This is a genomic window from Acinetobacter sp., assembly GCF_045628685.1.
Classification (GTDB): domain Bacteria; phylum Pseudomonadota; class Gammaproteobacteria; order Pseudomonadales; family Moraxellaceae; genus Acinetobacter.
The window spans coordinates 15,223-28,286 of the sequence record NZ_JAZQPV010000002.1; the positions used below are offsets into that span (position 1 = coordinate 15,223).

At 39.4% G+C, this 13,064-nt stretch carries 10 protein-coding genes; 7 read left to right on the forward strand and 3 right to left on the reverse strand.

What is annotated here, in order from left to right:
- The first annotated feature begins 1 nt into the window (after position 1).
- A complete protein-coding gene (locus ACKI4H_RS00390) occupies positions 2–1,321 on the forward strand; it encodes an MFS transporter (protein ID WP_407303128.1) in 1,320 nt (439 codons plus the stop codon).
- A 56-nt stretch (positions 1,322–1,377) separates the two neighbouring features.
- On the opposite strand, the gene ACKI4H_RS00395 is transcribed toward ACKI4H_RS00390, so the two are convergent.
- Positions 1,378–3,117 (reverse strand): hypothetical protein, encoded by a 1,740-nt coding sequence (locus ACKI4H_RS00395; RefSeq protein ID WP_407303129.1) that lies wholly within the window; start codon positions 3,115–3,117, stop codon positions 1,378–1,380.
- A gap of 290 nt (positions 3,118–3,407) precedes the next feature.
- Here ACKI4H_RS00395 and parC point away from each other — a divergent pair, with 290 nt between their 5' ends.
- On the forward strand, positions 3,408–5,627 hold the full coding sequence (gene parC / locus ACKI4H_RS00400; RefSeq protein ID WP_407303130.1) for a DNA topoisomerase IV subunit A: 2,220 nt from the start codon (positions 3,408–3,410) through the stop codon (positions 5,625–5,627).
- A gap of 146 nt (positions 5,628–5,773) precedes the next feature.
- Positions 5,774–7,450 (forward strand): AMP-binding protein, encoded by a 1,677-nt coding sequence (locus ACKI4H_RS00405; RefSeq protein WP_407303131.1) that lies wholly within the window; start codon positions 5,774–5,776, stop codon positions 7,448–7,450.
- 54 nt (positions 7,451–7,504) lie between these two features.
- On the opposite strand, the gene ACKI4H_RS00410 is transcribed toward ACKI4H_RS00405, so the two are convergent.
- Positions 7,505–7,885, reverse strand: coding sequence for a hypothetical protein (locus ACKI4H_RS00410; RefSeq protein ID WP_407303132.1), 381 nt, complete (start codon positions 7,883–7,885; stop codon positions 7,505–7,507).
- 106 nt (positions 7,886–7,991) lie between these two features.
- Here ACKI4H_RS00410 and ACKI4H_RS00415 point away from each other — a divergent pair, with 106 nt between their 5' ends.
- Together ACKI4H_RS00415 and ppa are read left to right on the forward strand one after the other, a co-directional pair.
- Complete coding sequence (locus ACKI4H_RS00415) at positions 7,992–8,390, forward strand: MAPEG family protein (protein ID WP_407303133.1); 399 nt, start codon at positions 7,992–7,994, stop codon at positions 8,388–8,390.
- Positions 8,391–8,519: 129 nt separating this feature from the next.
- Positions 8,520–9,050, forward strand: a complete 531-nt coding sequence (ppa, locus tag ACKI4H_RS00420; protein ID WP_131267988.1) for an inorganic diphosphatase — start codon at positions 8,520–8,522, stop codon at positions 9,048–9,050.
- Positions 9,051–9,144: 94 nt separating this feature from the next.
- Here the strand turns inward: ppa and ACKI4H_RS00425 are convergent, their stop codons facing one another.
- A complete protein-coding gene (locus tag ACKI4H_RS00425; protein ID WP_407303135.1) occupies positions 9,145–10,452 on the reverse strand; it encodes an OprD family outer membrane porin in 1,308 nt (435 codons plus the stop codon).
- A 596-nt stretch (positions 10,453–11,048) separates the two neighbouring features.
- Here ACKI4H_RS00425 and ACKI4H_RS00430 point away from each other — a divergent pair.
- Together ACKI4H_RS00430 and ACKI4H_RS00435 are read left to right on the forward strand one after the other, a co-directional pair.
- Positions 11,049–11,819: a TorF family putative porin gene (locus ACKI4H_RS00430; protein ID WP_407303136.1), complete on the forward strand. Its 771-nt coding sequence runs from the start codon at positions 11,049–11,051 to the stop codon at positions 11,817–11,819.
- A gap of 381 nt (positions 11,820–12,200) precedes the next feature.
- Entirely contained in the window at positions 12,201–12,950 is a 750-nt protein-coding gene (locus ACKI4H_RS00435) for a TorF family putative porin (RefSeq protein WP_407303138.1), read from the forward strand.
- The last annotated feature ends 114 nt before the right edge of the window (positions 12,951–13,064 follow it).

Below are 13,064 nucleotides of genomic sequence, written 5' to 3' on the forward strand. Positions count from 1 at the left end.
TATGGATTTAGTCTCACGCGTACAACGCTTACCCATTGGTAAGTTTCACTATACCTTGCTATGGGTGATCGGACTTGGCTGGATGTTCGATGCAATGGATACCGGTCTGATTGCTTTTATTTTGACCACCATGGCCGAAGAATGGAACATGACCCCAACTGAAAAAGGTTGGGTGGTGTCAATTGGCTTTGTCGGGATGGCCATTGGCGCGGTGTTCTCTGGTGGATTGGCCGATCGCATTGGGCGTCGTACCGTATTTGCGATTACCTTGGTGACTTATAGTATCGCTACCGCTTTATGTGCCTTTGCACCCAATTTGACCTGGTTATTGATCTTTCGTTTTATTGTGGGGCTGGGCCTAGGTGGGCAGCTTCCGGTTGCTGTGACTTTGGTCAGTGAATACATTCCTGCGCAAGTACGTGGACGTTTTATCGTTTTACTGGAAAGTTTTTGGGGCTTGGGCTGGCTGGTTGCAGCCTTGGTGTCTTATTTTGTGATTCCAAGTTATGGCTGGCATGTCGCATTTTTAATTGGTGGTTTGCCTGCCATTTATGTATTTATGATTCTGAAAAAAGTACCGGAATCCGTTCCATATTTGATTAACCGGGGACGGATTGAAGAAGCCCATGCTTTGATTCAAAAACTGGAACGTCAATGTGGCGTGGAAGTAATTGAGCACATTGAAGTTAAACCTGTTGCAGAAAAACAGAATATTTCTTTTAAACAGCTTTGGACCGGCCCATTTGCCCGTCGTACCTTAATGCTATGGCTGATTTGGTTCGGCATTGTCTATTCGTATTATGGGATTTTTACCTGGTTGCCAAGTTTGCTGGTCAAACAGGGTTATACCATCGTACAGTCGTTTGAATATGTACTGATCATGATTCTGGCGCAGCTTCCAGGTTATGTCGCGGCAGCATGGCTGGTAGAAAAACTGGGACGTAAAGCCACATTGGCGGGCTTTATTGGCATGTGTGCGGTTTCGGCTTATTTCTTTGGCCAAGCCAATACTGTGAACATGATTATGTTGTGGGGTTGCCTGATGTCGTTCTTTAACTTGGGTGCATGGGGCGTGCTTTATACCTATACGCCAGAACAGTATCCAACTAATATTCGTGCCTTTGGTTCGGGCTGGGCCTCTGCTGTGGGGCGTATGGGCGGGATTGTAGCGCCGATTGTAGTCACCCATATGATGGTGATGAACAATGGTTTCAGCCACGTCTTTACGATGTTTACTGCAGTATTGCTGGGTGTTGCTTTTGTAATTTTAGTCTTAGGTGAAGAAACCAAAGGCAAGACTTTAGAATCGATGGGGCTCTAAGCCGCTATAACTTAATCAAAGTGCTAAATATCAAACCTAGGGAATCAGTCGATTCCCTAATGTTTGGCAGAATGCACCATATCTTGAACTAAAACCAAGGCTATGCTTTGCAGGTTAAAGCTGTCCCGGTTCTCGGGTAATTGCAGTAAAAGAGGCAATCGTGTCATGCCATTTTCGCCATCTGCAAAGGCATAATGGCGTACCTTTGAATCGCTTGTGGAAATTAAATTTTTCGATTCTAAATAAAGACTGTGCTGAGAGAACTGTTTTTGAATGTGGATGATCTCTAAATAACAGCGATGATGAACCTCAACCATTGATGTTTTTAATACATTTATTTTCTTAATATTATTTTCTGGCTTACTGATTAGACGTTTGATAAAGGTCGTTTTTGCCGATTGTTTGGCATCGCGTTCCAATTGGCGCAACTGCTGTTGCAGGAGACGACATTGTTCAATGGCACCATTCACCTGATCTCGCAGCTGTTCCAAGGGAGTCGTCACTAAATTAAGATGGTGCTGATAGTGATCTTGATCTTCAAACTGAACAAAAATATAAGCATGACGCTGCTTTAATAAATTGAGATAAGCAATCAGCCGGTACTTGAATTGACGTGCATGAGGATTAAATTGAATAGCAGGTTCCTGAGAGAATATTTCAAAGCTGTGCAACAATTCACTCATTAAGCGTCGAATATTTAAAAAGCAAAACTCTAACTCGTCAGGTTGTTGAATACTGTTTTTGAGACCGTTTTGAAAGGGTTCAAGAATGTATACACATAAGTCTTTTTCAATTTCCTTTAAATGCTCATTAATCAAATGATCGACTGAAAAACCCTTGATTTCGAGCATTTGCATGATTTTTTGCCGAAGATGATGTTGATTGTAATGGTGTAATGACTCCATCAGATCGACAATGTGAGGGTTCATTTGGCGTTGTAAGCCAATCATTTTTCCCATCTGTTGTTTAAAATTTTCAAAGTAGTCGGCAACCTCGATCTGTTTAGGATCAAGAACCAGGCCACTTATATAAAACTTATTTGCCACGCCGAAATTTTCTTCGGTTAAAAAACGTCGAATAGAATAAGAAGATACCCGGCTGTCCCAAGAACTGCCAATGATAAAGTAATAATCCGAAGTTTGAATAATTTCAAAGTCACGTACATGCTGCTCATGACTAAAATAATTTTTAAAAACAGGTAGTTCTTGCTGCGCATATTCACTGGGTAAAATATGGGCAAACCAGCTTCCCAAAATTTCACTTTTTATGAAAACTTCAAAGATAAAACAGCGCACTTGATCAGATGTTAAACCACGGAAGTTGGAGGTGACTGAAAAATTTATCTGCTTAATACTCAGCGCAGCATCATATAAAAATGCGGTTTTTAATAGCTGCTGAGCCTGAATATCTTTTTGATCTTGTAGCTCCAGACTGTTAATTTCATAAGTAATGGTTTCTAAATAATCAGCAATTTGAACATCAGTTTGATATTTTTTTAAATACTGAAAGGTGGTACGAATTTTTTGGGCGAGCTGTAACAGACCTGAATGCTGAATATAACTATGAAGTTCATGCAGACCAATATGACCTTTAAACTCAAAAATTTGAGATAAATAGTTCCAGTGAATATTCTTGGGCTTTAAATATTCATCTTCTATCTTTGGATGCAGATGTTCAGGTGTGGAGGCCAGCAGGAGACTAAGATCTTGTTGCCACTGGGGATCTAAAATAGGATCAATCTGTTTTAATTTTACTCGAAGCTGATAAGGAATATACATTTGCATAGGATGAGTCACACGCTTCCAAAGAATGTTACAGAGTTAAATGAAAATGCATATTAATGTGATATGTAGCGCACTATTATCTAGTATAGCCAATTAAAATTATATTTATACTTAAGTTCAATAGAATTTTACTTTTATGCGGTTAATGGTTTTAAGTTGCTTTGTAAACATAAAATGAATATTTTTATCTCATAAGACACAATTTGTCGTGCAGTATCATTGACTGCTCTTGTGTAGTCGGCACTCGCGACTTAGCATAGCCGCATAGATACAAAACGAATTATTTAGGATTTCACGCTTTTATGACCAGCCTTGTGCATCATGCGACAGAAAATCGTTCCGTAGCAGAATTTACTGAACAAGCTTACCTTAACTATGCCATGTACGTGATTATGGACCGGGCATTGCCACATATCAGTGATGGTTTAAAACCCGTGCAGCGCCGCATCGTTTATGCGATGAGTGAACTGGGTTTAAAGCATAGCGGTAAGCCGAAAAAATCTGCCCGTACGGTGGGTGATGTGCTCGGTAAGTACCATCCACATGGTGACTCGGCCTGTTATGAAGCAATGGTGCTGATGGCACAGCCGTTTAGCTATCGTTATCCATTCATTGAAGGGCAGGGCAACTGGGGTTCACCCGATGATCCGAAATCCTTCGCGGCAATGCGTTATACCGAAGCCAAACTTTCACTTTATAGTGAAGTGCTGTTATCAGAACTGGGTCAAGGTACCTGTGACTGGCAGGACAACTTTGATGGTTCCATGAAAGAACCGGTTAATCTGCCTGCACGCGTACCGAATATCTTGTTGAATGGTACCACCGGTATTGCCGTGGGTATGGCAACCGATATCCCGCCACACAACTTGCGTGAAGTCATCAAAGGCACCATCGCCCTGATTCGCAACCCGAACTTAAGCGATGAAAAAGTTGCCGAATATATTCCGGCACCCGATTTACCGACCAGAGCGGAAATTATTACCTCAGCTGAGGATTTGTTAAAAATTCAAACTACAGGTCGTGGCAGTTATCGCATGCGTGCGGTGTACACGATAGAAAAAAATGAAATCGTGATTACAGAGCTGCCGTATCAGGTTTCAGGCTCAAAACTGATCAGTCAAATTGCCGACCAGATGCAGGCGAAAAAGCTGCCTTTGGTGAGCGATGTTCGTGATGAATCAGATCATAAAAATCCAACCCGTTTGGTGATTGTGCTGCGTTCAAATCGTATTGATGCCGAAGCGGTGATGAGTCACTTGTTCGCAACGACCGACTTAGAATCGAGCTATCGTGTCAATATGAACATGATTGGTGCCGATGGTCGTCCGCAAGTGAAATCGATTCGCCGTATTTTGCTGGAATGGATTGAAATCCGTAAGAATACCGTGACCCGCCGTCTGCAGTATCATTTAAATAAAATTGAGAAACGCCTGCATATCTTGGCCGGGCTTCTCATTGCGTATCTGGATCTGGATACCGTCATTCGCATTATTCGCGAAGAAGACCATCCGAAAGCCGAGCTGATTGCACATTTCGGCATTGATGAAATTCAGGCCGAAGCCATTCTGGAACTCAAGTTACGTCATTTGGCAAAACTTGAAGAAATGGAAATTCGCCGTGAACAGGAAGAGCTAGAGGCCAGAGCCGCGATTATTCGTGAACAATTGGCAAATCCGGAATCATTGAAGAATCTGATTATCACTGAGCTGAAAGATGATGCCAAGAAATTTGGTGATGACCGCCGTTCGCCAATCGTACAGCGTGCGGAAGCCGCAGCAATTAGCGAACAGGATTTAATGCCGGCTGACCCTGTCACCGTGGTGTTGTCAGAAGCGGGCTGGATTCGTAGTGCAAAAGGTCATGATGTAGATGCTGAAAATCTAAATTTCCGGGCAGGAGACCAATATTTAAGTCATGCAACCGGCAAGTCGAATCAACGTGCTTATGTACTGGATGAAACCGGACGCAGTTATGCACTTGCGATTAACAGTTTGCCATCGGCACGTGGTTTGGGAGAGCCTTTAAGCTCCAAGCTTGCTCCTGCAAATGGAATTGGCTTTATTCAAGTTATGATTGCCGACGATGAGCAGCAAATTATTGCGGTGAGCTCCAAAGGTTATGGCTTTAAATCCAATGCAAAACAGCTCGATACCAATGCCAAAGCCGGTAAAGCCTTTTTGACCGTATCGGATGATGCCAAAGCACTACCCTTGCAGATGGTGGATGCCAATACCCATCTGGCCATCCTGAGTACCGCTGGTCGTTTATTGGTGATTGATTTGTCTGAATTGCCAATTCTGAACAAGGGTAAAGGAAATAAGTTGATACAACTTGAAGCGAAAGAACAAATTTTGTCCATGACATTACTTTGTTTAAATGAAATAATTCAAGTGATTGCAGGACAGCAACAATTAAAACTAAAAGGTGATGATCTTCAAAAATATATTGGTAAGAGAGCGACTAAAGGTCAACTGTTACCACGAGGATATCAAAAAGCAAATAAACTGTTCGTTCAAAGATAAAACTAGCATCCATTGATCAAAATACGTTATATATGATTGGTATTCGTGAAAATGGATGTCATGTTGTGCATAAACAAGTTCAATAATGAGCATAACATTGAAAAACAGTTGAAAACTAAGGATTACAGATTGGAGATAAGGGCATTATGGAAAAGATTTGGTTCGATGAATACCAAAAAACAGGGATTCCTGAAACTGTAGAATTACCCCCAGAAAATACTTCACTTAATGATATTTTTGAACGTAATTTTCAAAAATTTGGTTCACGTGATGCCTTTATCTTTATGGATAAAGTCTTAACATTTAATGAACTAGAAGAAGCAAGTCGTAAATTTGCAACCTATTTACAAAGCCTAGGTTTGGCAAAAGGTTCTCGCGTCGCAGTCATGATGCCAAACGTACTGCAATATCCAGTGGTTGCATTGGGTGTATTCCGTGCAGGTTTGGTTCTGGTCAATGTGAATCCGCTGTATACCTCGCGTGAACTTGAGCATCAGTTAAATGACTCGGGTTCTGAAGTGCTGGTCATTGTTGAAAACTTTGCCAGTGTTTACCAGGCAATTATTGGTAAAACACCGGTGAAGCATGTGATTGTGGCTTCAGTGGGCGATATGTTAGGTGCATTAAAAGGCACATTAGTGAATTTTGTCTTGCGTTCAGTACGTAAGCAAATTCCAGCTTGGGATATTCCAGGTCATATCAAGTTTAATGCTGCAATGTCTAGAGTCAGTGCCAGTAATTACAAACGTCCTAATCTGACTTTAAGTGATACTGCTGTACTGCAATACACAGGGGGTACGACGGGCGTTTCTAAAGGTGCGGAACTGACACATCGCAATCTTGTCGCGAACATGTTGCAGTGTGATGGGATTTTCCAAAGTAAATTTGGTGCACAAGATGGTTCCAAAGATGACCGTATTTTCTGTGCATTGCCGCTTTATCACATTTTTGCGTTCATGGTTTGTGCCATGTACGGTATGTATAAAGGTCAAGCCAATATTCTGATTCCCAACCCGCGTGACTTACCAGCGGTTATGAAAGAATTGCGCAAATATCGTCCTTCATTCTTCCCAGCAGTAAACACTTTGTTTAATGCATTGGTGAATAATGAAGAGTTTAAACAACTCGACCATAGCAACCTTAAAATGGCGATGGGTGGGGGTATGGCAGTTCTGGCTTCTACAGCTGAAGCATGGAAGAAAGTTACCGGTACGAACATTATTGAAGGTTATGGCTTATCAGAAACTTCACCTGTTGCGACTGCGAACCCACCTTCATCTATGGAATTCAGCGGCACAATTGGTATTCCATTGCCACTGACTGAAGTTGCGATCCTGGATGATGATGGTAATGAAGTTTCATTAGGTGAGCAGGGTGAAATCTCGATTCGTGGTCCACAAGTCATGAAAGGCTATTGGAACCGTCCGGATGAGACTGAAAAAGTTATGAGCAATGGCTTCTTCCGTACTGGCGATATTGGTGTGATGGATTCGCGGGGTTATATCAAGATTGTTGACCGTAAGAAAGACATGATCCTGGTTTCTGGTTTCAACGTTTATCCTTCTGAAATTGAAGATGTAATTTCTAAACATCCGAAAGTATTGGAAGTTGCAGTGGTTGGTGTGTCTGATGAAAAATCAGGCGAAGTACCTAAGTTATTCGTGGTGAAAAAAGATCCGTCTTTAACCACTGAAGAATTATTTGCTTTCGCTAAAGAAAACTTAACCGGTTATAAACGTCCGCGTTATGTTGAATTTATGGATGAGCTGCCAAAATCAAACGTAGGTAAAATCTTGCGTAAAGATTTACGTAAAACAGCCTAAACCTTGCAATAAAAAAAAGCGCTATTCTCGGCGCTTTTTTTATCCCTGAACTTTCTAATCTTTCATGAGCCAGCGATCAATATAAGGGCGGCCAATACCCATAATCCATATAAAAGTCGTGATACTACCGAACTGATAAAGGTAGCGCTTGGAATCAAATGAATCAAAGCTATATAAATTATCAAGTACACAGTAGACAGCAACGACTGTCGTCCATATCCACAGGGCTTGACGTTTAATTCCGACCATGCAAAGTGCAATAATTGAAATCACAATGGTAAAAATCAAAGAAAGTCGATTGAAATTGGCACACATGACTGCAAGTAAAAATCCCACAATCGGCAACACCATTTTGAGTACACGATCTACTCTAAGTTGATGCAAACACTGTTTTTCAAGGACATCCAACATTTTTTGCTGATCTGGGTTGACCATAGGGAATCCTTATTCCTCATTAATAAAAACATTATAATTTAACAAAAATTATTACTGAACCGTCATGCTATGATACTTGGCAGAAAATCTTAATGAGAAAAATGAGATGCAAAATATCAGCGGAATAATCTATCTCATCTTAATTGCATGTTTATTGCCTTATGTTTTTACAATGATTGCAAAAAAAACCTCTGGCTTTAAAGGACGAGATAACCAAAACCCGCGCGATTTTTTAGCCAAAACTACTGGCTTGGCCGCACGTGCCAATGCAGCACAGCAAAATAGTTTTGAAAGTTTACCCTTGTTTATTGCTGCTATTTTAATGGCGGAATATATGGTGGTTCCTCAAACTGTAATCATGACCTTTGGTATTGCCTATATCGTTTTACGGATTATTTACGGTATTTGCTATTTAGCCAATTGGGCAACTTTGCGTAGCATTGTTTGGACCTTGGCTTTACTGTGTCCTATTTGCTTATTACTTCTGGTGATTAAATTAACTTAAGAGCGGCATCAGTCCGTGGAAATACATATTTTGGCGTGGCGGATGTATAATCACAAAGTTATTTAATTCTCAAAAACCGTTATAATCGTGCCGGTTTAAATAAGATTTAACTTGTTAAAGAGTGATGCTATGAGCTACAGCAATATCCCAGCGGGTAAAGATGCACCAAACGACATCTATGTCATTATTGAAATTCCTGCAAATGCAGCACCAATCAAATACGAAATCGACAAAGATTCTGATGCGTTATTTGTCGACCGTTTCATGGGTACAGCAATGTTCTACCCAGCAAACTACGGTTATGTACCAAATACCTTGTCTTTAGATGGCGACCCATTAGACGTATTGGTTGTAACACCACACCCAGTTGAACCAGGTTCAGTGATTCGTTGCCGTCCTGTCGGTAAATTGAACATGGAAGATGACGGTGGTATCGATGCTAAATTGGTCGCAGTTCCACATGACAAATTGACTCCAATTTACAAAGACGTGAAAGAATATACTGATCTTCCACCGTTATTGATCAGTCAAATTGAACATTTTTTCCAGCACTACAAAGACTTAGAACCAGGAAAATGGGTTAAGTTAAGTGGTTGGGAAGGTGCGGACGTTGCGAAACAAGAAGTGCTTAGCTCAATTGAAGCTTACAAAAATGCATAATTGATTTTTGGTATTCCGCATTTGTTGTTAAATATCAAAAACAAAAAAACCTGCACATAGTGCAGGTTTTTTTATGACCTGAGCTTACTGTGAATTAAAACAATTTCACAGGAATATCAAGGAAGATACGCCATTCATTGGTGTCACCAATGTAAGCATTTTCATAAGCATTGTTTGCACGGTAAATGGAATTACGTACACGTAAGCTGGCATCTTTAGCAAAACCACTTTGAACTGTGTATTTCACCTGGTTAAAGAATTCATTTTCTTTACCTTCTTGAGCGGTGCCTGCAACATTAATGTCCCAGCCATACACATACGCTGTAGTCCAAGTTAAACCAGGTACATTCATTGCACCGAAGTCATAGCTGTATTGAACTTGTGCTGATTTCTCATGGTTGCCGACGAAGTCAGACAAGTAAGAGTTTGGCAAGTAAATACTTTGGTAGCCGTCAGCATTTTGGCCGTAGTCATAACCGGTGTTGCCAGTATTTTGTTGGTAAGCCAACATTACGTTATGCGCACCAGTATTATAAGTGCCTGAAATTGCCCAAATATTGTTGCTTCGACCGGAAACATCTTTGTTGCCAATTGTTGAAGAATAAGTAGTTGCTTGTTCATCAAACTCAGTGTGATAACCGCTGAAGTCATAAGTGAGTGAGCTGTCATTAGCCAAAGCTTGTTTATAGTTGGCATTTACATAATGACGCTCTAATTTATTTTTGCTGTCTAGACCATAGTAAGATGCATTTAAAGCATCATTAAATTTGTATTTTGCGCCCCAAACCCCTGCACGGTCTAAGTTTTCACCATCAGTGTTAATTTGATCAGAATATTGGTTCTTAGTAAATTTACCCGCAATAACTTCCAAATTTTCAATTTCATGGCTTGTAGCAAGTACGCCAGTGAAATATTCAGGCACCATACGGCCAGTATTGCTGGCAAGTACTGGTAAATCTAAAACTTGGGTACCATAACGCACTTCAGTATTGGAAATACGCGCTTTTACATTGGCGCCACCACGTGCCCAATGATCATAGGCATCTACACGGCCTTGAGCATCTTTATTACCATTATTATGAAGCGGAATCATCCCATTACCTGCATGAGAATTTTCACCCAGCTTGAAGGATCCATCGCCTACAACGCCCACACCAAAACCAACAATACCTTTGGTATATCCAGACTCTAAATCAAAAATTGCGGATTGTGCTGAAGAGCGAGTATCTGAGCCTGCTGGAACATTTTTTTTGTCACGGTCAATAAAGCCCGTACGAAATAAAACCGAACCTTCAGCATCTTCTATAAAGCCTTTCGCTTCGCTTTGTTCGCTGGCATAGGCGGTGGAGATTAAGGCAGCTTGAATTAAAACTGCTAAAGTTAGTTTTTGTGTTTTTTGCATGGGGAGTCAGCCTTATACAAAATAAGAAGAGGGAGAAATTGAAGGAATTGTATATGTAATGTAGAGTAAAAAAATCTTTTTTTTATTCATTTTATTTCATTAAAGTTATACATTTTGTGTATGAGAATACAGAAGGAAAATTTAACAAATGTTCAAAAAAATCCATCCTATTTAAAATAGTATTTAAAACAATAATATATTTAAATAAAAGATAATGCTGTGTATAATTTTTGATTAAGAATGAATCAACGGTCCTGATTTTTGTTTTTGTTTTATCGGATTTTATCTATTAATACTTTGGTCTAATAAGAATTATAAATAGAGTTTAACAGGTTTGATTACGTATTCTTATCCAATATGAACCATTTTTCTAAATTTTTAGCCCATTCTGATATTTAATACAAATATTATGTAATTTCATAAGGTGAAAATATACTTCGCTTCCCTGTGAAGTGGTGCTACTTACCTAAAACTCGCTTAAAAGCAGAATAATTTTATCTTATAAATTTGAACAAAGATTATAAAAAAGGCTTTAGAATCCGCTGTTAAATTTGTCATCGAAAAGAATTCTTAATCGGATTCTCTAAGAGGTAGAAATGCAGCTAACTTCATCAAAAATTGCGTTATTTTTATTGTTTTCTATGAGCGCAGTGCCTGCATTTGCAGAAGAAAATACAACTTCATCGGCAGCGGGAGAATTAACAGGGAATCTGGCTGTGGTGAGCAAATATATTTACCGTGGTGGTGTGGAAAATAATGATGTTACGCTACAGGCAGGTCTTGATTATGCATTTAAAAATGGTGTTAGCCTCGGATACTGGGGTTCAACACTCGATTATGACCTGACTGATGAGAATAAAGATCAGGGTTTTGAACATGATTTTTATCTGGCGTATGGTAATGAAATTAATCAAGACTGGCGCTATAGAGTTCAAGGAACTGCTTATTACTACCAAAATGGCGGAACTGTTTATGCGGATAATGGCGATACACGTAAAACCACAGCCTTCGATGTATTAGGTGAATTGGCTTATAAGGACTTAACCCTAGGTGCATCTATAATGCTCACGGATGCTTCTTTCGCTAATGCCGGAGATATGTATTTAAGTGCCGCGTATAGTTATGCTTTGCCGCAAAATTTTATGTTGAATACATCAGTGGGTGCATCGATCTATAACAGCAGCCGTGATGACAGCATGATTGAAACTAAAAATGATGTTGCTTTTAATGAAGCACGTATGGGTGTGAGTAAAGAGATTGCAAATACGAATACGACAGCATCTTTAGATTATGTGGTGGGCGGTAAGGATCGCTTCGATACAGATTTTGATGATCAGGTGGTATTCGGTTTAAATTTTAGTTTTTAAGCCTCAAAACTATAAGAATGTTTAAAAGTGCATAAATTACTTTAAATTTGTGCACTTTTTTTACGCACAATAAAATAAAATGATTAAAAAATAGCCTTAAAATGAGGCATGATGTAAGTAAATATAAATCTTGCTCTAAAGCTGAACTGAGTTTTAATGCGGCACAAACTCGCCATAACATCGAATAAACTGTATTTTAGATAAATTTATTTTAATTATATAAAATGTAATAAAAGCAATGAAATAATTAAATTTTTATTGTGAATATTAATGGCTTTTAGATGTTTGATTTTTGTATTGGCATAGCAATTGCTATTACCTCATTGAGTTTATCGAAATAACCAAAAAAACCGTCGTAGTACGATGTGGGGGAACCAAGCAATGAAATTAACTTTAAAAGCATTATCTCTGGCTGTATTAGGCGCAGCATCTACCTTCACTTTTGCAGCAGAGGTACCTGCATCAGAACATACCATTACAGGTAATATTGGAGTGGTATCTCAATACATATTACGTGGTAATACAGCAAGTTTAGAAAATGACAATGCTGCAGTTCAAGGGGGCTTGGATTATAGCCATTCTTCAGGTTTTTATGCAGGATATTGGGGGTCAACCTTAGGTTATAACGCTGAAATCCCTACCGAAACTGATAAAAGTTTTGAACATGATTTTTATGCAGGTTTTAATGGCACGATCACTGAAGATTTAGGTTTCACCCTGGGTGGAACCTATTATGTTTATTATCCATCTGATGATGCAAATGTATTTGAAACCTTGGTCGGTCTAAGCTATAAGGATTTTGGTCTTACTGCTCAAACTCTAACTGGTGATGTTACTTGGGGAAATGCAGGAGATACTTATTTTCTAGCGAGTTATAGCTACGGTTTGCCAAAGGAATTCACTTTAAATACTTCTTTAGGTGTCTATTATTATTCTGATAGCGGTGATTATGAGGGCATAACTTTAGATACTAAAGAAGATTTTAATTTCCGTCATTTGACCGTTGGCCTGAGCCATCCATTGGGTGAGACTGGTGCAAGCGTAAGCATGGACTATATTATTGGTGGAAAATTACGTGACGAGACAGATTTGAAAAATAAAGCTGTATTGGGCTTGAAATACGAATTCTAATTCAAATTTTTTTAATAAAAAGGCGGCCTTACAAGCCACCTTTTTATTTTGAGACAATGTTATGAAGTCACATTAAAAGCATCATGATCGGTTACTGTACTTTTTGAAAATTTT